Source organism: Vibrio sp. 1401 (genome assembly GCF_033340295.1).
Genome location: NZ_JAWOWF010000009.1, coordinates 77,741 through 96,535, shown reverse-complemented (window position 1 = coordinate 96,535; position 18,795 = coordinate 77,741). Strand labels below are relative to the sequence as shown.

At 44.3% G+C, this 18,795-nt stretch carries 19 protein-coding genes; 8 read left to right on the top strand and 11 right to left on the bottom strand.

The window, feature by feature from the left end:
- Positions 1-130: 130 nt before the first annotated feature.
- Both R7Z77_RS07430 and R7Z77_RS07425 read right to left on the bottom strand, forming a co-directional pair.
- The gene (locus R7Z77_RS07430) at positions 131-2,170 is read right to left on the bottom strand and encodes a cache domain-containing protein (RefSeq protein ID WP_017634912.1); all 2,040 of its coding nucleotides are present in this window, start codon (positions 2,168-2,170) and stop codon (positions 131-133) included.
- Positions 2,160-3,611, bottom strand: a complete 1,452-nt coding sequence (locus tag R7Z77_RS07425; protein ID WP_064353911.1) for a sigma-54-dependent transcriptional regulator — start codon at positions 3,609-3,611, stop codon at positions 2,160-2,162. The genes R7Z77_RS07430 and R7Z77_RS07425 overlap by 11 nt, the downstream gene beginning before the upstream one ends.
- A 334-nt stretch (positions 3,612-3,945) precedes the next feature.
- Between R7Z77_RS07425 and R7Z77_RS07420 the strand changes: the two genes are divergently transcribed.
- The 6 genes from R7Z77_RS07420 to R7Z77_RS07395 all read left to right on the top strand — a co-directional run bounded on the left by R7Z77_RS07420 (position 3,946) and on the right by R7Z77_RS07395 (position 8,920).
- Entirely contained in the window at positions 3,946-4,764 is an 819-nt protein-coding gene (locus R7Z77_RS07420; RefSeq protein WP_005389522.1) for a substrate-binding domain-containing protein, read from the top strand.
- Positions 4,765-4,770: 6 nt separating this feature from the next.
- Positions 4,771-5,469, top strand: a complete 699-nt coding sequence (locus tag R7Z77_RS07415; protein ID WP_005389524.1) for an ABC transporter permease — start codon at positions 4,771-4,773, stop codon at positions 5,467-5,469.
- A gap of 50 nt (positions 5,470-5,519) precedes the next feature.
- The gene (locus tag R7Z77_RS07410; protein WP_318136631.1) at positions 5,520-6,239 is read left to right on the top strand and encodes an energy-coupling factor ABC transporter ATP-binding protein; all 720 of its coding nucleotides are present in this window, start codon (positions 5,520-5,522) and stop codon (positions 6,237-6,239) included.
- On the top strand, positions 6,217-6,804 hold the full coding sequence (gene mobA / locus R7Z77_RS07405; RefSeq protein WP_025441842.1) for a molybdenum cofactor guanylyltransferase MobA: 588 nt from the start codon (positions 6,217-6,219) through the stop codon (positions 6,802-6,804). Before R7Z77_RS07410 ends, mobA begins: the two co-directional genes overlap by 23 nt.
- Entirely contained in the window at positions 6,801-8,579 is a 1,779-nt protein-coding gene (locus R7Z77_RS07400) for a bifunctional molybdopterin-guanine dinucleotide biosynthesis adaptor protein MobB/molybdopterin molybdotransferase MoeA (RefSeq protein WP_213967705.1), read from the top strand. The genes mobA and R7Z77_RS07400 overlap by 4 nt, the downstream gene beginning before the upstream one ends.
- Before the next feature lie 74 nt (positions 8,580-8,653).
- Positions 8,654-8,920, top strand: coding sequence for a DUF2960 domain-containing protein (locus R7Z77_RS07395; RefSeq protein WP_005377584.1), 267 nt, complete (start codon positions 8,654-8,656; stop codon positions 8,918-8,920).
- Positions 8,921-9,105: 185 nt separating this feature from the next.
- On the opposite strand, the gene nagK is transcribed toward R7Z77_RS07395, so the two are convergent.
- Together nagK and R7Z77_RS07385 are read right to left on the bottom strand one after the other, a co-directional pair.
- A complete protein-coding gene (nagK, locus tag R7Z77_RS07390; protein WP_005377586.1) occupies positions 9,106-10,014 on the bottom strand; it encodes an N-acetylglucosamine kinase in 909 nt (302 codons plus the stop codon).
- 175 nt (positions 10,015-10,189) lie between these two features.
- Complete coding sequence (locus tag R7Z77_RS07385; RefSeq protein ID WP_054730066.1) at positions 10,190-10,939, bottom strand: tRNA-uridine aminocarboxypropyltransferase; 750 nt, start codon at positions 10,937-10,939, stop codon at positions 10,190-10,192.
- A 140-nt stretch (positions 10,940-11,079) separates the two neighbouring features.
- Between R7Z77_RS07385 and R7Z77_RS07380 the strand changes: the two genes are divergently transcribed.
- A complete protein-coding gene (locus R7Z77_RS07380) occupies positions 11,080-11,895 on the top strand; it encodes a sterol desaturase family protein (protein WP_025766660.1) in 816 nt (271 codons plus the stop codon).
- A 103-nt stretch (positions 11,896-11,998) separates the two neighbouring features.
- On the opposite strand, the gene R7Z77_RS07375 is transcribed toward R7Z77_RS07380, so the two are convergent.
- From R7Z77_RS07375 to R7Z77_RS07360, 4 genes are all read right to left on the bottom strand, one after another.
- Positions 11,999-12,217, bottom strand: a complete 219-nt coding sequence (locus R7Z77_RS07375; protein ID WP_033905267.1) for a hypothetical protein — start codon at positions 12,215-12,217, stop codon at positions 11,999-12,001.
- Between the two features lie 48 nt (positions 12,218-12,265).
- Positions 12,266-12,646 carry a hypothetical protein gene (locus R7Z77_RS07370; RefSeq protein WP_182016368.1) on the bottom strand — a complete coding sequence of 127 codons (381 nt, stop codon included), beginning with the start codon at positions 12,644-12,646 and terminating at the stop codon, positions 12,266-12,268.
- A gap of 210 nt (positions 12,647-12,856) precedes the next feature.
- On the bottom strand, positions 12,857-13,270 hold the full coding sequence (locus R7Z77_RS07365) for an NUDIX hydrolase (protein ID WP_318136632.1): 414 nt from the start codon (positions 13,268-13,270) through the stop codon (positions 12,857-12,859).
- A gap of 270 nt (positions 13,271-13,540) precedes the next feature.
- Positions 13,541-15,559 (bottom strand): methyl-accepting chemotaxis protein, encoded by a 2,019-nt coding sequence (locus R7Z77_RS07360; RefSeq protein WP_182016370.1) that lies wholly within the window; start codon positions 15,557-15,559, stop codon positions 13,541-13,543.
- Between the two features lie 134 nt (positions 15,560-15,693).
- Between R7Z77_RS07360 and R7Z77_RS07355 the strand changes: the two genes are divergently transcribed.
- Positions 15,694-16,188: an NlpC/P60 family protein gene (locus R7Z77_RS07355; protein ID WP_171342971.1), complete on the top strand. Its 495-nt coding sequence runs from the start codon at positions 15,694-15,696 to the stop codon at positions 16,186-16,188.
- A 45-nt stretch (positions 16,189-16,233) separates the two neighbouring features.
- On the opposite strand, the gene R7Z77_RS07350 is transcribed toward R7Z77_RS07355, so the two are convergent.
- From R7Z77_RS07350 to R7Z77_RS07340, 3 genes are all read right to left on the bottom strand, one after another.
- Positions 16,234-16,578, bottom strand: coding sequence for a DUF3802 family protein (locus R7Z77_RS07350; RefSeq protein ID WP_005377620.1), 345 nt, complete (start codon positions 16,576-16,578; stop codon positions 16,234-16,236).
- Positions 16,579-16,768: 190 nt separating this feature from the next.
- Positions 16,769-17,731 carry a GGDEF domain-containing protein gene (locus tag R7Z77_RS07345; protein ID WP_005389546.1) on the bottom strand — a complete coding sequence of 321 codons (963 nt, stop codon included), beginning with the start codon at positions 17,729-17,731 and terminating at the stop codon, positions 16,769-16,771.
- The gene (locus R7Z77_RS07340; RefSeq protein WP_042523017.1) at positions 17,731-18,705 is read right to left on the bottom strand and encodes a response regulator; all 975 of its coding nucleotides are present in this window, start codon (positions 18,703-18,705) and stop codon (positions 17,731-17,733) included. Before R7Z77_RS07340 ends, R7Z77_RS07345 begins: the two co-directional genes overlap by 1 nt.
- Positions 18,706-18,795: the final 90 nt, after the last annotated feature.

The window sequence follows — 18,795 nt, the reverse complement described above, 5'->3', positions numbered from 1 at the left end:
AATTCATCGCTAGTGAAACCATCGCAGTGCTTCTTCAAAGCAAAAAGCTCAAGCACAAATGCGTCATTGAATACAAAAAAGAGCCAGTATTATAACTGGCTCTTTCTTCCGTAATGCTTACAACAAGTGACTAAGCGATATTCGTCACCTCTAGGATCAGTTCGGCTTTTTTAGGTAAATAAATACTGAATTTACTGCCTTTTCCCCATTCAGACTCTGCTTTTAACTCACCACCCGTTTGGCTGAGAATACTTTGGGAGACCGATAGCCCTAACCCTGTGCCTTCTCGTTTCGTTGTGTAAAATGGCGAGAAGATTCGACTCAAGTTTTCTGGTTTAATACCGCAGCCCTCATCGATAACATGAATCGCAGCTCCTTTCACTTCGCCCTCTTCAATCCAGTCTTCACTGACTACTGTTAAAGTTCCTTTACCGCTCATTGCGTGAATGGCGTTCATTTGCAAATTAACTAAGATTTGTAGCAAGTGGTGACGGTTTATCTCAACGGACGTATGCGCTTGTAGGTCAGTCACAAACTCAACGTCGCGTTTCTTGGTGCCAGTTTTAACCAAGGTGATGCTTTCATCAATGATAGGATTGACATGTTGCCAAGTGATTTCATCTTGAACACCGCCTTGGCGACTGTATTGCAATAAACTGCGTGTGATATTGCGGATACGATCAATTTGCGCGTGAATCGCATCAATCTCTTCTTGTACTCGACTTGCATCGTCACCCAATTCAAAATGGATCAATTCTACGTTGCCAAGAATCACGGCGGTTGGGTTATTAATTTCGTGAGCAATCCCCGCGGTGAGTTCTCCCAGTGCTGCAAGTTTTTCATGAACAACGAGTTTGTCGCGGGTTTGGTTGAGCAATTGAATATGCAGTTCAAGATCTTGGGTTTTTTCTCTCAGGCTTGCCGTACGCTCTTGAACTTTGCATTCAAGTTGAGCTGCGGAGTTTTTCAGTTCAATTTTGCGCTCTTCTAGCGCGTCTAACATATCATCAAACTGTCTGGCTAACTGCGCAAGTTCATGATCGGCATCTAATCCTAACGGGCCAATCCGTTTTTCTTTACCTTGTTGGACCTGCTTCACCACTTTATGAATGCGTTCGATCGGTCGAAACAGATCATAAGAACCGCGATATACCATCACGCCGGAAACCAGCAATAACATAACCGTAATCAAGCTGATTTCGGCAATGTTCGTCATGTAGGCTTTAACGAATGGCCACATGAGGTAACCCGTATAAAGCATACCAATAACATTGTCGTATTGGTCTTTGATTGGTTGATACGCCGTAATATACCAAGCGTCATACACATAAGCGCGATCAACCCACTGTTCACCCTTCGAAAGTACTTGGTTATACACTTCTGCGCTCACGCGAGTGCCTATGGCGCGCCCTAGCCTATGATCGCTGTCTAAAGGAACGTTGGTGCTCACACGCAAATCATCGAGAAATACCGTCAACGTACCCACAGGGCGAAGGCGGTCATTATCACTTAAGTATATGAGATCGCGGATTTGATCCACCAGCACTGTACTATTGTTAAGGAGCAAACCACCATCCAGAAAGCCGATCAAATCGTTCGCTTGGCTGTATACCGGAATCACGGTCCGACTGACTAACCCACGCACCTCCCTGTCACCATCAGCAAGAATAGGCACTTCTGCTCGTTTGGCGAGTTCAGGATCGAGGCGTTCGAGTTCTTCTTTATTGAGCACATCAAAAAACGATTCGCGCTTGGTGAGATCCATAAAGCGGAATTTGTTTTCCATGGAATTAACGCGTTGGAAAGAGAGAAAATCTAAAGCATATCTTTTCTTCTGCTCTGTGACCCACTTTTGCAGGTCACCTTGTGGCGTTCCTTGATTAATACGAATACGGAAATCGTACGAATCGGCAAACGCCCGCACGTAATTGGCTTGCTTTTGCTGTAACAACGTTACACTGTTATTTGCAACACCAAGACGTTCCGAGACATCAAGCAGCGCATTTTGCCACGTGTAATGAATAGACCAATAAATGGTAATGCCGATCAGAGCTAACAATGTTAGGAAAATCGGCGCAGAGGTTAAGAATAACAAGCGATAACGCACCATGGTTTTAAAACGGTGCGTCCATTTTGACAATCCTTTGTGCTGTGGGCCGTTAGTCGGCATATTCCTCACCCTCAGAATCCCATTCTTTGTACTTACGTTCTAAGGTCTTGCGAGCTACGCCCAAGTCACGAGCAGCAGCAGACTTATTACCTTCATGCAAGTTAACGACTTGTTTAATATGTGCTTTCTCGACTTCTTTTAACGTCCAGCTGTTTGGATAGCCTTCGCCAGTAAATTCTTTGCCTTCTCTAAAGGTTGGTAACTCAGCAGAGTGAGAAACAGTAATCGATACATTAGGCAGTGAATGCCCGCCATTCAGCTCTCGCCAATAGTGTGCAGGTGGTTTGCCAAGCAAGATACAACGCTCAATCAAGTTTTTCAGCTCACGAATGTTTCCCGGCCAATCGTACTCACTCATGGCTTCCATATCCTCGTGAGCCCATTTGGGCGCAGGCATACCGAGCTCGCGCGTCAGCATGTTGCTGAAAAATGGCACCAACTCAAATAAGTCGGTTTTGCGCTCTCGCAGCGGACACACTTCAATTTTCAGAACGTTTAAACGGTAATAGAGGTCACTGCGGAAATTACCTTGATTGACCTCTTCTTGCAGGTTTCGGTTGGTTGCCGCTACGATACGGACATCAATACTGATCTCTCTTTCTGAACCGACAGGGCGAATCGTACGCTGCTCTAACACACGTAATAATGATGCCTGCATTGCAAGTGGCATCTCCCCGATTTCGTCAAGAAATAAGGTGCCACCGTTCGCAACACGGAACAAACCTTCACGCGATTTTTTTGCACCGGTAAACGCGCCCGATGTATGACCAAACAACTCACTTTCTAAAAGCTCTGGTGCAATCGCACCGCAGTTGATTGGCACAAACGGGCCCGTTCTCCCACTCGCCTGGTGGATACCTCGTGCAACTAGCTCTTTACCCGTACCCGACTCACCTTCCACCAAAACAGAAGCACGTGATGGTGCAAATTGGTTAATAAGTTGCTTAAGCAGACGCGTTTTTTCTGAGCCGCCGATGATCTCTGAGGTATTGTGACGTTGGTAATCGCGTGTCATGGCGTACTGCATGCGTTCGTTCAAACGGCGATCCATACAGCGACTGACCGCTTTTAACATCTGCTCAAGGTTGAATGGTTTGAGGATAAAGTCGGAAGCACCGAGCTGTAGCGCTCGAATGGCAATTTCTAAATCCGCATAACCCGTCATAAAAATCACATCGGCACGTTTGTCATCATCTTCAAACGCTTCTTCCCACTCAATTCCAGAACGCCCTGGCAGATTAATATCCAGTAAGATCAGATCATAATGTCGAGAATTACGCAGTTGTTCTGCTTCTTCGATGCTACCAGCTGTATCGACATGTGAAAAAAGCTTACCCAATGCCTTTTTCAAGATGGCTTGCATGCCTAATTCATCATCGACGACCAGTACGGAAAAGGCGCTATATTGTTGGTTTGTACTAAGATGGGATTGAGTAGACATATTTACCCCAGATGGATTTCGATGGGACAGAGTGTACCAAGTTTAAACAGAGATACCCTACAAAAAGTGCGACATTTTGTACCAACGCAAACTTTTATGCAAATAACCCCATGATTTAGTGCATAAACCAAGCACTTTAAGCTTGTAAAAGGTTGGCATCTTGTTTGCTATAAGGTGGATACGGAGCGCATTTAAGTGATCTCAGGATGTTGATGTTTGCTTATTCCAACACCCTAAGACAACTTGCGTATTACGCTAATCGCTCTCGTCCAAAAAGGCTTCTCCCTAAAACCTGGAGAGATTCCAAAGAATCATTGGAAAGGAACACATAAAAATGAAAAAAATTGCGCTAACTCTGGCTGCAACGTCTATCACGCTTGTAAGTTACTCTGCGTTTTCTGCTCAAGACGGAGAACATGTTCGCCTTGCAACCACAACCAGTACTTACCATTCAGGTTTACTTGATTACCTGCTTCCACAATTTGAAAAAGACACGGGCTACAAAGTCGATGTTATTGCTGCAGGTACGGGTAAAGCCTTAAAAATGGGCGAAAACGGTGACGTAGATTTGGTGATGACACATGCACCAAAAGCTGAAGGCGCATTTGTTGAGAAAGGCTACGGCGTTTTACCTCGCAAGCTAATGTACAACGACTTTGTGATTGTAGGCCCGAAAGCTGACCCAGCAACAATCAAAAATGACGAAGGCGTGTTAGATGTATTCAAAGAGATCGCAAACAAAAACGCAACGTTCATCTCTCGCGGCGATGATTCTGGTACGCACAAAAAAGAAATGGGCTTCTGGGCTCAAACTAAAATCGAACCGAACTTTGGTGGCTACCGTAGCGTAGGTCAAGGTATGGGCCCAACTCTAAACATGGCGTCTGAAATGCAAGGCTACACCATGACGGATCGCGGCACATGGCTGGCTTACCAAAACAAATTGGATCTAGAAATTCTGTTCCAAGGCGATGAAAAACTGTTTAACCCGTACCAAGTTATTCTTGTTAACCCTGAGCGTTACCCAACGATTAACTACCAAGGTGCGAAGGCATTCAGTGATTGGTTGGTAAACCCTCGTGGACAGGAACTTATCAATGGTTTCCGCCTAAACGGTAAACAACTGTTTGTTGCGAATGCTGAGAGCAAATAACGCAATATGAATCTTGCTGATACAACACTGGAAGCGCTTCGCTTACTGGTGAATTTTGATGCAGACCTATGGGAGATCGTTGCGGTCTCCTTTAGTGTTTCTATCACGGCAATATCACTAGTGGTATTGCCGGCTATTTTGATGTCCTTTGTACTGGCGTATACCGACTTTCGCGGTAAATGGTTTTTGTTGTCGATCGTAAATACGCTGCAAGCGGTCCCTACCGTGGTGATTGGCCTGTTGCTGTACATGTTGCTGTCGCGTGCTGGCCCTTGGGGAGACTGGCAAATGCTGTTCACTCAGAAGGCAATGATCTTCGGCCAAATGGTGATCTGCTTCCCTGTTTTGGTATCGATGATGCATGGTGCATTACAATCTAGCGACCGTCGTGCAGTGGAAACTGCCATCACGCTGGGCGTCTCCATTCCGCGCTTGGCAGCTACGATGATTTGGGAAACCCGCTTTCCTCTACTTGCGGCTATCATTGCAGGGTTTTCACGTATCGTGACCGAGGTGGGCTGCTCAATGATGGTTGGTGGGAACATTATGGGCGTGACGCGAAATATTCCCACGGCTATCGCAATGGAAAGCAGTAAAGGTGCTTTTGCGCAAGGAGTTGCATTAGGAATTGTATTACTATCTTTAGCGTTGGCTCTAAACTTCTTCTTGTCAAGCATGAGAGGCAAAGGCTACCTCAGAACATAGAACATGAAGCAAACAAACGACTCACCATTAACCCCATGTCGAGGCGAATTATGACTATAAAAATCAACGCCGAACAGTTATCCATGCGCTTTAAAGAGCGTGTGCTTTTCCACATCCCTGAGTTAGCCATCGGCCCAAATGATGCCATTTATCTCAAGGGTGACAATGGTGTGGGCAAAACTACCCTACTCAAAATCCTTGCTGGCTTGCTCAAACCCTCTACTGGCGATGTTGTTGCGCCAAAAGATACGTGGCTGAAAAGACTGACGTGTCGCAATGGTCGTGTCGATGTGATTTATCTCCATCAATCCCCTTACCTTTTTGACGGCACTGTATATGAAAACGTAGTCTATGGAGTGAAATATCAACAAGACACGCAAAAAGATAAGCGAGCTCAAGTTATTCACGCGCTGCGCATGGTAGGTTTAGAAACCTTAGCGGACGAACATATTTCCGTGTTGTCCGGCGGTGAAAAACAGCGCGTTGCCATGGCAAGGGCTTGGATTTTAAAACCGTCGATTTTATTGATGGATGAGCCAAGTGCGTCTTTAGACCAAGAGTCCATTGAGCGATTGGTGGTGATGGCGAAAGATCTTTTGGATCGAGGTTCCAGTATCGTGGTGACAAGCCATCAAACCAACGCACTGACCGACTTATGTAAAAAACAGTGGTGGATTAAAGACAAGACTTTGATAGAGTCTCCTCTGTTGTATGTCATACCAAAAGAAACATCCCAAGAGAATGCATATGCTTCAACCAACACAAACTAGTTGGGTCATTTTGGCTGGTGGCCAAGCCAGCCGTATGGGTGGAAAAGATAAAGGTCTGATTGAATTAAATCAGAAGCCACTCATCGAACACGTTATTAAACGTTTATCTCCACAAACACCACGCATTTTAATTAATGCCAATCGAAACCAAGATGCGTACAGCAAATTTGGTTTCGTATTTAGTGATCAATTCAAAGATTTCCCTGGACCTATGGGCGGTATTCACGCGGGTTTGATGCATGCTGAAACTGACTGGGTCGGATTTGTACCTTGCGATAGCCCTCAAATTAACACCGACCTTGTCGAGCGTTTCTGCCAGGCCGTCAAAGAAGACAGTGATATTTTAGTCGCGCATGATGGTGACCATCAGCAACCTGTTTTCACGCTCTACCACAAACGCGTACTGCCAAAACTCACCGCATTTTTAGAACGTGGCGACCGCAAAATCATTCTGCTCTACAAAGAGTGCAACACCAGTTACGTTGACTTTAGCGACTCACCAAACTGTTTCGTCAACTTGAACACTCCGGAAGAACTGGCGCAATTTGGACAATTAGAATCATGAAACACACGCTAAACATTCCTATTCTTGGTTTTGCAGCTTATTCAGGCACAGGCAAAACCACGCTACTTGAAGCCCTATTGCCAAAGCTGACTGAAGCAGGTTTACGCATTGGCATGCTAAAACATGCACACCACAACTTCGATGTCGATAAGCCGGGTAAAGACAGCTACCGTTTACGCAAAGCTGGCGCGTCTCAAATGCTGATTGCTTCTCGCAACCGTTATGCGTTAATGACAGAAACGCCAGAGGCCGAAGCAAAGTTTGAATACCTATTAACACGTTTTGATGAAGACAAGCTCGATGTAGTTTTGGTCGAAGGCTGTAAAAACATCGCGTTTCCTAAAATTGAATTGCACCGTGAAGAAGTGGGTAAACCTTGGCTTTACCCTCACGATGACAACATCATTGCTATCGCTTCCGACAGTGCGGAGTTAGATTCTGAGCTCCCTCAAATGAACATCAATGATTTAGATGCCATCGCTCAATTTGTTCTTCAATACGTTCAAGATGCAAAAGCACCAAAATCTAAAGAGAAAGACGCCGCATGTTGCGACACTCTTTCTCCGGCTTTCCTTTCTGTGGTTCAAGGCCAAGAAAAAATCCTTTCTTTGGTGAACACGGTTTCGGAAATAGAAGCATGCAAGATTGAAAACGCTTACGGGCGCGTTCTCGCGGAACATATCATTTCACCAGTAAACGTGCCGCAATACACCAACTCCGCTATGGACGGTTACGCCATCCGCAGTGATGATGTTGACCGTGATAGCTACCAAGTGGTTGCTGAAGTGATGGCGGGCCATGCTTACGATCAGCCTCTTCAAGTTGGTCAAGCGGTGAAAATCATGACTGGCGCACCAACACCACGTAACGGCGATACAGTGGTCATGCGTGAGCAAGCCTCTCAAGAAGGTGACAAGGTCACCTTTGACGGTGCGAATATCAAAGCAGGCCAAAACGTTCGTCAAGCAGGTGAAGATCTCACTATCGGCAGTGACGTCTTTACCGCAGGCACTCGCCTAGCCTCTCCAGAAATGGGCATGATCGCTTCGCTTGGTTTTGGTGAAGCGAATGTGTTCCGCAAATTGAAAGTTGCCGTGTTCTCCACCGGTGACGAAGTACAAGCGCCGGGAACAGAGCAAAAAGCGAATTCTATCTACGATTCCAACCGTTTTACCATCATGGGCATGCTTGAAAAGCTCGGCTGCGAGATCTTGGACTTCGGTATTCTGGAAGACAACGAACAGTTAATGATTGAAGCATTGGAAAACGCATCGGCGCAAGCGGACGTGGTTATGACTTCTGGTGGCGTATCTGTTGGTGATGCGGATTACATCAAACTTGCCTTGGATAAACTTGGTCAAATAGATTTTTGGCGAATCAACATGCGTCCGGGACGTCCATTAGCGTTTGGTCAAATCAACAACAAGCCGTTCTTTGGTCTGCCGGGCAACCCTGTTGCCGTGATGGTTTCATTCATCAACTTTGTCGAGCCTGCACTGCGTAAGATGCAAGGCGAACAAGGCTGGAAGCCTCTGAAAGTGAATGCCATCGCGACTGAAAACCTTCGCTCTCGACAAGGTCGTACCGAGTTTAGCCGTGGCGTCTATGAACTGGATGCAACTGGCCGTTTAACCGTTCGTACAACAGGCAAGCAAGGATCTGGTATTTTGCGTTCAATGAGTGAGGCGAACTGTTTGATCGAAATCTCCCCAGCTATTGATACAGTTAAAGCGGGAGAAAGCGTGACAATTATCCCACTTCAAGGCAGAATCTAGCTCAAACTAGAAATTCAAAGGTCAGCGAGTCTGGCCTTTTTGTTTAATACCGAAACCTTTTCAGAGAGACAGCTATGGCTCGCACCATTCTTTACACTTACAAAGACCAAGACAAAGAACTGACGTTCTCATACCAGCAACACCGCAACATTCAAGAAGCAGTTGCAGAAGCCGAAGGTATCGATATCACTGAGTTCCTAAAGATGGAGCAACAAATCGAAGCAGTGTCTGACACTAAAGCAGTGCGAAACTACCGCGACAACTACTTCAGAAAATTAGGCTTTAGCAAAATCACCCTAGCTCAAAAAGAAAACCTGGGTGTAGGCAAAAAGAACAAATAAGCTTAGCTGCAAACAGAAAACTCACGATTCGTCGTGAGTTTTTTATGCATGCTACTTTTGTTCATGATCTATACCCGAGCATACCGAAATTACTTAGGTATATAAGTAAAAGCCCCGTTTAACCTTGAAAGTCTAAACGGGGCTTTAAATTTCTTCTTACTTTATATCGAGTAAGGTTTAAGTCATTACTTGATGTTTAAGAACGCAGCGCCGCGTACACCACCTGAATCACCGTGTTTTGCTTTGATGATCTTAGGACACTTAGCCACAGACAATAAGTGTTTAGGGATGCGTTTTGGCATCTCTTCGTAAATCAATTCGAAGTTAGATAAGCCACCACCAAGTACAACGGTGTGTGGGTCTGTTGCAGTAAACAGGTTTGCAAAGCAGATCGCTAGCAGCTCCATAAAGCGCTCGACGTGCTCTACTGCTTTCTCCTCACCCTCTGCGTGCGCTTTAATAATGTCGATCGCTTTCTTCTCTTCGCCGTAGTAATGCGCGTAAAGAAGCTCGAAACCACGACCAGATAGGTAACTATCTAAACAGCCTTTGTTGCCACAGCCACAACCCAGTAATGGTGCGTTTTCGCCTAGGTGGAACCATGCGTCGATAGGAAGACGTGTGTGACCCACCTCACCCGCTACGTGGTTGCGGCCAGAGAATACTTTGCCTTCGTAGATAAAGCCGCCACCAAAACCAGTACCAAGGATCAAACCTAGTACAGATGGTTCATCTTGAAGATCTTCGTCCCAGGCTTCAGAAAGCGCGAAACAGTTTGCATCGTTTTCAATTTTTACGCTGCGACCGATTTTAGCTTCTAGATCAGCACGAAGTGGTTTGCCTTTTGCCGCAGGAACGTTAACTGTTAGTACCGTTGCATCATCGGCGTCTTCCATACCTGGTAGGCCAAGACCAATCGTACCTTCACAGCCAAACTCTGTATCGTATTTATTCACCAATTCCGCAATGGTATCAACCAGCAGCTCGTAGTTGTCTGTTGGTGTAGGTACACGTTCCGTCGCTACACGCTCAAGCTTCTCGTTAAATGCACCAAATTCAATTTTAGTGCCACCGACATCAAAGCCGTAATACATGTATTTCTCTCCTAAAAAATGCTTCAAACGACTCTCAAAAATGGCTAGAGTCAAAAGTATAAACTGATGGCATTATCCATATCTGTACGCCTGCAAACCGTGACCGAATGCAGATTTATCCCCTCACCGAAGCCAGTTGAACAACATACCATCAACAAAAGCTCATTCCTTAGAGTCAGCTCTCGGTTTTCATCCACTCTTTGAAACGTTTCAAGTGTGGCTGGTTAGGGTCGCTTTTGACTCGAGTCTTGCTCAGCATGTAAGTTTCTCTGAAGGCTTCAAACCACAATTGAAGGCATTCCGCAGCTTTAGGCTCACCAGCTTGTTTTAAAACTAATGTCGCGACTTCGGCGGTTGAAAGATGCTGATCATTCTCGGAGCGGCGCATGATGTATTCAGACAGAGATTCCGGCTCAATGGAAAGCACAGGCAAAGATTTAAGAAAATCAGAACGACGGAATATCTTTCGTGCCTCACGCCAGCTACCATCAATAAAGATCAGCAACAATTTTTTGTTCTCGACATCTTCTTTTACCAATCGCCCTGGCTCTAGATCTTCAATTAAACGAGAGGGATCATCCACATAGTCTGCAGGAAATACAATCACCGGTTGATAACTGTCATCCTGTAGTAGCGCTAGCATCTCTTCAGACGGTTCTGTTCGGTTCCATTGATACACGTAAGTCTCTTGAATCGTATCAGCGATTAGACGACCGGTATTACTTGGCTTAAACACTTCGTTTTCAGAAACAATCAACATACATGCAATATTGGCCTTGATGTTTGGCTGAAGGTCGCACAAACAGTGTTGCTCAGAAACCTGGCAATATTGGCAACGAACCACTTTACATCCACGCGCGTTGAAAGGCTTGGTTGAGATAGATTGTCGGTACTGATATAAACGGTGGAAAGCGTGAATTCTCATGGTAAGTAATGCCAAGTAAAAAGTAGAGCGCGATTCTACTGATATTATGGTTTCGCCTCAAGATAAGCCCATCAGCAGTGTGTTGAAATAATTTCACACTTATCTCGGTCATAGATAAAGAAATAAATAAGGGAATGACAGTGACAGAAACGACATTTCAAGAACCCTCATGGCTCAGATTAGGCTTTTTCCTTGGCGTATTATTGCTTTGTGCCATTTGGGAGAACAAATTGCCTAGAAAAACACTGACCGCTTCGCGCAGGTTTCGCTGGGTCAATAACTTGTCATTGGTTGCTTTTAACAGCCTAGTTATTGCTTTAATCATGCCTATCGCCGCCTTTCAAGCTGCGGTCATAGCTCAGGAGCAACAATGGGGGCTGCTGAATATTCTGTCCCTCCCCGATTGGTTAAACATTTTCCTAACCGTCATTTTGCTTGATTTCGTCATTTACGCTCAGCATGTTGTCTTTCATCATGTAAAACCGCTGTGGAAGATTCACCGAATGCATCACGCCGATCTCGACATAGACGTCACTACAGGCGCACGCTTTCATCCCTTCGAAATAATCATTTCAATGGGAGTAAAAATTGCAGCCGTGTTTATCTTAGGTGTTTCACCTATCGGAATTGTGGTATTTGAAATTGTGCTTAATGCGAGCGCGATGTTTAATCACAGTAATGCAAAACTGGCTTTATCTATGGACCAAAAACTGCGAAACGTCATCGTTACACCAGACATGCATCGCGTGCACCATTCAGTGATAGTAAAAGAGACCCACTCAAACTTTGGTTTTTTCCTTTCAGTTTGGGACCGCTTTTTTGGGACATACCGAGCTCAGCCTAAGTTGGGTCATGAAGATGTTGTTATTGGTGTGCCGGAAATTAGAGACGAAGAAGAGCAAAGATTAGATAAGCTGTTAACGCAGCCCTTTCGCTACAATAAAGAGAAGAAGTAATGGTTGAAAAAATATTGTTGGATGAAGTATGTCAACAAAACGAATAGACCAAGCCTAAACCCCAGTTAAACACTACTTCATCCTCATGATGTGTAAGAACAGATTAGTTTTCTGCTAGCTGACGCTTTTTGTTTAGCTGAGTAATACCAACAAATAAACCAACAACACCAAGCACTGCACATGCCAAAGCATTGGTGTTCATTACTTGCTGTACCTCTATTGAGCTGTATAGAAAAGCAAGGCTGAAGAAAGTGGTGGCAAAGCTCAAACCTGTCAGTACGCTGAAACCAGCAAAACTGGCCAAGTCTTTAAAATCGTTCATAACGAGTCCCTGTTTACAATCCTTAATCGAGTGTTGTGAAAATAATAATTAACGAAATATTTGGCGCGATTGACTATGTTTTCGCGCATTCCATAACCAGATAGATACCCCAAATGAGAACCCTAAAAACAGTGTCTTCATTTGTAGGGCGACGTTGTTATCTAATATTTCTAATGTATAGTGAGCGTGGGAACTAAAGATAACATTGGTTATAAGAGTCAATAACATAACGACTATGCCAGAGCGGCGATGCTTGACCAATAGATACGCTGCTAATAAGTCCAATAGTCCCAAAGCGCTCCAATACATATTCAACCAGCGTGGCGCAAAATCGTAAGGTAAAAAGCCACCAACAATGTTGTCATAAAGATGAACCACTCCGCCAACTGTCATAAAAAGGCATAAGAGAAACAAGACGAATTTATCCATTACCGTTTCCTTATCTGAATGAATGAGCAAAGCATATAGAAGTCACTTAAACATTTGTAATCTCATCGCCATTTTTGAGATCGACAGTGCCATTATCAACACGATGAGAACAGTAACGGCTACTCTACCTTCTTTATTTGCTTCTAGTAGAAGCATAGTGTTTGCTTTGTCATTGTCCCAAATCCGCCAATGCAACGACAGAATCCTCCTTTAAATCACGCCTTGGTTTAGCAACTCTCGTACCTTTTCCAGCCCGTGCTGAAACACAGTATGTGCATTCGCGGGAAGGCCGCTCTCGACATCGTGCCAGAAGAACGCGAAATCATGTCCACCATCGTCTTGCGTATGAAACAGCCATGAATTAGCGAGATCAGCACACTCACACAAAACAAAATGCCATGCTTGATTTTGAAAACCACTGTCCCATGAGCATAAATATCGTGCGGAACGAACATGTGTGATACCAGACTCCTCAGCGAGCTCCCGCTTGGCTGCTATGATGTAACTTTCATCAAACACTTCAACAGTGCCCTTGACGAGCTGAACACCCGCCAACGGATGTTTAAAAAGTAGGATCTCTTGATTTTGATTACGTAGAACGACGGGGCAAACTTTATCGATCACAAAACCACTCCTTCTTATGGCTTTAGCTTTCTCTGGATATAAAGAAATCGCATGAAGCTGCATGATTCATTCCTTTGAATTCTGGCGACATTCTAGTCAACGAGTCCCTCGAACAAAGCATTAACATCACGTTGTGATAACTAAACCCTTTAGAAATGAACGAGATGAGATGTAACTCACTTTTGCAATGCAAATAGGAGCCATTAAATGAGTAGCCGTAATAAAAAAGCAGAACCGAGGTTCTGCTTTTAGTCGGTGGAAACATCTCATTTACTTGGTCTGATGAAGCTCATACTTGTGCAGCATTGCCTGCTGGTGCCCAGCAATTTCCGCCACTTGCTCAGAACTCTCAACCATAGACTCAAGCTGCAGCTTTGTGCGTTCGCCAAGATCAGAAATATGTGTGATGGATTGAGATACATCTGCCGTCGCTCGTTCTTGTTCTTCTGTAGCAACTGAGATTTGCTCAACACGTTCTTGAATGTACTTAACCGCGAGGTTGATATCAGAGAATGTCGATTTCACTTCATTGCTGGACTTTAGCGCGTGGGTCATTTCTTCTCTTGAATCATTGACTGCTTGGCGCGAACGCTCTGCGGCAGTAATAAGCTCGCTCATCATTTCTCGGATGTTCGTAGTTTGTTGAGAGGTATCACTTGCAAGTTTGCGAACTTCATCAGCGACAACAGCAAATCCACGCCCTTGCTCACCAGCACGGGCAGCCTCTATTGCCGCGTTGAGAGCAAGCAAGTTGGTGTTGTCCGCGATCCCACTGATCATATCCACCATTTCACGAATCTGTTTAACACGCTGGTCTAGCTCTAACATTGACTGTTCATTTACATCCAAAGAGCTTTCTAATGACTCCAAACGTTCGCGGTTTTGTTCCACGACTTGAACCCCTTTTTCAGTGTGTTGGGTTGCAAGGAGCGAGTCCTGTGAAGATGCATTTGTCACCATTGCTATTTCACGAATAGAGGCTTCAAGCTCCGTTATGGTCGTGATCATACTCGACAACGCTTCATTTTGTGTTGCCAACCCATCACTTGTTTGTTCGGCTGCACTGTGACTTACTTCTGCCGTCTGATAAAGCGTTTCACAATTGCGCGTCACCGTTAGAATGGAGTCATGTGTGGAATCGATTACTTGATTCAACTTTCGTGCTACTTCTTTCAGCTCATAGGGGCCGACTTCTTCTGCCTTGTCACGAAAATCATGTTCGGTAAGTGCTGAAAGACGCGTTAGTACATTCCTTAACCCTCGGTTTGTCCATGACTTTAGGCTAAACCAAGTAACCAGAATAATAAAAGAAATCACACACGCCGCAAACACGAGCACAACGCTAACCGATTCAATGGTCTCGTTGACCACCCGCTCCTTTTCATCGATCAACTGACCAGCGGTTTGGGAGATTTGATCAAGTAACCGCATGGTTTCATCCGCAAGCATCGAAGCCTGTTTAAACTCTGAACGTTGCAATTCCCCTTGTTCTAGTTTGGCGAGGATCAAACGCAGCACGCCCTTTTCACTAAAGCCTTGTTTCACCATCTCATATGGTGCGGTTAAGCTTGCATATTCACTTACTTCAGGATGGAAAGATTGGAAGTCTTCATAGGCGAGTTTAATACCTGCTATGCGATTTCGCATTTCTCGGTATTCTTTTTCGGCTTTGTTTAATTCTGAGTGCATCATCATGACTAAGAACGTACTTTCCATTGAGCTTGCAGAAGCAATGAAACGGTTAGCGGCATCGCTCGACTCAGGATTATCAGCACTAAGGAACGAACTGATTCGATTCATTTCCGGACCGATAGAGCTAAGCCCATAGCGAAAACCACCAACAGCGGCATCAATATCCATTTGAATTTGTATCACCGAAGATTGCTTCAACAAAATGGACTGCGTGATGTTATGTAAACGCGCTAGTTTGGTGTCTAACTCCTCCGAAAGTTGCTGAGCTACACCAGACGCTTCCACAACCAAAGTCGTGCTTTGAGTTGCAAGAGAGTCGATTTGCTCTTTTATGAGAGGCAACTCTTTCGGCTCAGTAATCTGCATACCATGGTTGAGTAGCTTAACCATCTCCAATACATTCCTGGTTAACTTTGCGTTTGCCATCGCGATTGGTAACGCTTTTTGCGACAAGTCTTCAAATTGTTCCCCTACCTGTTCCATTCCTTTGAAACTTGAGACAGAAAGGGCTATAACAAGAGCAATGATAGTTAAAAATGTTGCACTGACAGCCTGAATCAGTGAAAGTGATGTGCGTGAGCGTTTTCGCTTTGCCATAATCAATTTTTATTCTTTCTTAAGGTTGAATCGGTTCTGCAGTGATTCCGTCACATTTGTGAGACAAAACCGTGATTTGCAGCCCATACTATGGATTGGTTATGACACTAATATTTCAGTTGTGAGTCATAGAGATGACAGGTGGTGATTTGCGTCGAGTATATTTTCCTTTGATAATCAGTGTGCTACTAAGCGCCTGCTCTTCTGGGCCTGAGCCTAGTGAGCAAGCACAGGTGACAACACCTACAAATCAGCTATTGTCGGACAACCCTGACTTGTTCGACTTTTACTCAGAGTGGCACGGCACGCCTTATCGCTTAGGCGGGACACAGAAATCTGGAATTGATTGCTCAGCATTTGTACAAAAAGCGTTTGTTGAGGCTTATCAGCTCTCGTTACCAAGGACAACGAAGCAGCAATCAAAGCAAGGTGTGGAGTTAAGTTGGACGGATGCCAAGCAAGGGGATCTAGTGTTTTTTAAAACAAGACGTACAACTTATCATGTCGGAATTTACTTGGGTAACAAGCAGTTCATGCATGCATCGACGTCTAGAGGTGTGATTATTTCAAGAATCGACAACCCATACTGGGCATCTAAGTTTTGGCAAATAAGAAGAGTTACAATGTAACTCCTCTCACTCTTTAACCGGACATTGCTGTAAGTTAAAACAATATCAGTCGTAAGTCGCAACAGCATTATCGAACAGATTTTTGACCAGAGCGATGTATTCATCAAGGAACGTGATCTGTTCATTGGTCGCTTTTTTATGCCATACCCCAGCCAATATCTCACCAAGATCTTCAACAACTGCATCAGCCTCTTTCAACAATTTGAAGCGTACGCTCGAGTGAAGTTCTGGATTTTGCTCAAAAATCGCCATGATGTTTGAAGCCACCATATCGGTGACAACATCTTCGATGCTTTCGGATCCAGTGTCGCCAATTTCGGTCGTAAAAATATCTAGATTTAGAGATAAGTGCTCGATAAGAGCGAGATATCCATCGGTTTCTAAAACCACTGTTTTTCTCCGTTTATTGCAAGCCTTCGAAGCTGAAAGCAGAATAGTTTCAATAGTAAGACATGCCGAGAAAATTTCATTAACTTATTTCATATTAACAAACATTCACGAACCAACTGGATGATTTTCAAACAATTGAGCTTTGCTTCACTGAATTCGGATACTGGGTTTCTTCAAACCTTTTTATATTTCAGTCATTTTCATGCAAACAGGTTTGGTTACGACCATTTTCTTTTGCACGATACAGCGCAGCATCGGCACTCTTTAACCATTGAGTGTGAGTTTCAAAATAAGGCTTATACTCGCAAACACCAATACTTATCGTGTAATTAATCAAAAAATCTTCCACTTTCACGATCTCTTGCTCAATTCTTTTGCGCAAACGCTCTGCGAAATAGCAAGCTTGCTCCTGGTTTGTGTGAGGAAGTAGTACCGTAAACTCTTCACCACCAAAACGACCGCAGATGTCACTGCTCCTTGCTGTTTTTCTCAACAAGGCAGAGGTTCGACGAATGACTTCGTCCCCTGTCGGGTGACCATAAGTATCATTCACCTTCTTAAAGTGGTCGATATCGAATATTACTAATGAGCATGGTCCGTCGATAACTTTTAAGTGAGCAAACTCATCTTTCAATGATTGCTCCCAATAAGCGCGATTAAATAAACCTGTTAAACCATCTTTGCGACTGATTTCCGACAAATGTTGATTTGTTTCTTTCAAATGAATGCGATTTCTCGCAGTTTCAGAAACATCATTGACTTGAATAGCAATGTGGCTGACCTCTCCTGAAAGCCCAATTAACGGCGTGATCACGATATCTTGATACATAAAATCACTGCTGTTTGAAACCGGAGAAAAATTGTTGAACTTAAAAAGATACGGTCGGTTTTCCCAGCTAGAAAAAGAACGAGTTTCCAGATCGGCGGCAGCTTTTATCTTGGTTTCTAGCCAAGTTCTTGGCAGCTCTTCAAAATGCTCAAATAAACATTCACCAAGAATTTCTTGTGATAGAATGCCACTGTATGACTGCATAAAACTGTTCCACACACACACTTTATACTCTTGATCCAAAACAATAAGCCCTGAATCCATCGTATCGAGAATTTGTGTGACCCAATGAAAGTCTGCTATGTCCAGCGTGATATCGGACATTAGATTAGCTCCATGATTTCATAGATTATTTCTACGGATGGCTTATCAATTAAAAACAGTACCTCGCACTCGAAATCGAGCGCTTCTGCCATGTAGGTGTATTCGATAGTAAAGAGCTCACCCAACTCGCCTTGCTCTTCACAATAAGGTGTTAAGGTATCCACAATGCCTGGCTGACGAAGTGAGAACTGCTTGTCGAGTTGATCGCCCAATGATGTGAGAAATGACGAAACCAGTAGGTTAGAGATATTCAAGATGATTTCATTATGAGGCGTAAACTCAAGGAGGTAACCTAATTTTTCCCCAATCTGATTGATATCCCTACCACGTAAGCACACCAGTGCCTCTCCGTGAATACCACCACCGACAAACCTCTGCGCTACCGCAACGGAACTGTCACGCCCAACCACATCAACCAGTGTCATATGAAGCTCGCCGTAGGACAACGGTCCAACATGAGGAACAGGAAGTTGTATGAACTCATGTAAATGGTCGGCCATAATCGCAGCCCCTTTACCAAGGGCAATGTTCGCAATTTCACGGAATTTGGCTAGTAAGGAAAGCTCTTCGCAACCCTGGTTTTTAGAATCAACCGAATGACTAGGTTTGAACGCATAATGCAGTCCTAATTGTTCGTATAGTGGGAGCACCTGCTCTTCTGTCAGAGGCTTAGCGATAAAAGCTTGAGCACCAAGATCGAGACAGCGCTGTTTTGCCTCTTGTTGAACATCTCCAGAAATAATGACGATGTTGGTCGGGTACTGACTAACAGGTAATGATTCGAGGACCTCAAAACCATCCATTATGGGCATCGTTAAATCGAGAAACAAAATATCGATATTTTGCTCAGCAAGAATATTAAGCGCCTCATAACCATCTTGCGCTTCAATAAGATGCAATGATGTATCTTGTACGATAGAACGCGCAATAAGCTTTCTTGCAACAGCTGAGTCATCACATATCAGTATTTTCATGCCACCAATGGAACTAACGTCAAAAAAATCATAATACCTGTTGTAAACGTTCATCTCCATATGCTAAGCCAACAAATCAGAGGCTTATAA

Coding starts and splice junctions, on each gene's coding strand:
- R7Z77_RS07360 (WP_182016370.1), bottom strand. CDS start 15,559: ATGGCAAAGCGAAAACGCTCACGCACATCACTTTCACTGATTCAGGCT.
- R7Z77_RS07415 (WP_005389524.1), top strand. CDS start 4,771: ATGAATCTTGCTGATACAACACTGGAAGCGCTTCGCTTACTGGTGAAT.
- R7Z77_RS07355 (WP_171342971.1), top strand. CDS start 15,694: ATGACAGGTGGTGATTTGCGTCGAGTATATTTTCCTTTGATAATCAGT.
- R7Z77_RS07425 (WP_064353911.1), bottom strand. CDS start 3,611: ATGTCTACTCAATCCCATCTTAGTACAAACCAACAATATAGCGCCTTT.
- R7Z77_RS07410 (WP_318136631.1), top strand. CDS start 5,520: ATGACTATAAAAATCAACGCCGAACAGTTATCCATGCGCTTTAAAGAG.
- R7Z77_RS07375 (WP_033905267.1), bottom strand. CDS start 12,217: ATGAACGATTTTAAAGACTTGGCCAGTTTTGCTGGTTTCAGCGTACTG.
- R7Z77_RS07430 (WP_017634912.1), bottom strand. CDS start 2,170: ATGCCGACTAACGGCCCACAGCACAAAGGATTGTCAAAATGGACGCAC.
- R7Z77_RS07420 (WP_005389522.1), top strand. CDS start 3,946: ATGAAAAAAATTGCGCTAACTCTGGCTGCAACGTCTATCACGCTTGTA.
- R7Z77_RS07385 (WP_054730066.1), bottom strand. CDS start 10,939: ATGAGAATTCACGCTTTCCACCGTTTATATCAGTACCGACAATCTATC.
- R7Z77_RS07400 (WP_213967705.1), top strand. CDS start 6,801: ATGAAACACACGCTAAACATTCCTATTCTTGGTTTTGCAGCTTATTCA.
- nagK (WP_005377586.1), bottom strand. CDS start 10,014: ATGTATTACGGCTTTGATGTCGGTGGCACTAAAATTGAATTTGGTGCA.
- R7Z77_RS07370 (WP_182016368.1), bottom strand. CDS start 12,646: ATGGATAAATTCGTCTTGTTTCTCTTATGCCTTTTTATGACAGTTGGC.
- R7Z77_RS07395 (WP_005377584.1), top strand. CDS start 8,654: ATGGCTCGCACCATTCTTTACACTTACAAAGACCAAGACAAAGAACTG.
- R7Z77_RS07345 (WP_005389546.1), bottom strand. CDS start 17,731: ATGTCCGATATCACGCTGGACATAGCAGACTTTCATTGGGTCACACAA.
- R7Z77_RS07340 (WP_042523017.1), bottom strand. CDS start 18,705: ATGAAAATACTGATATGTGATGACTCAGCTGTTGCAAGAAAGCTTATT.
- mobA (WP_025441842.1), top strand. CDS start 6,217: ATGCTTCAACCAACACAAACTAGTTGGGTCATTTTGGCTGGTGGCCAA.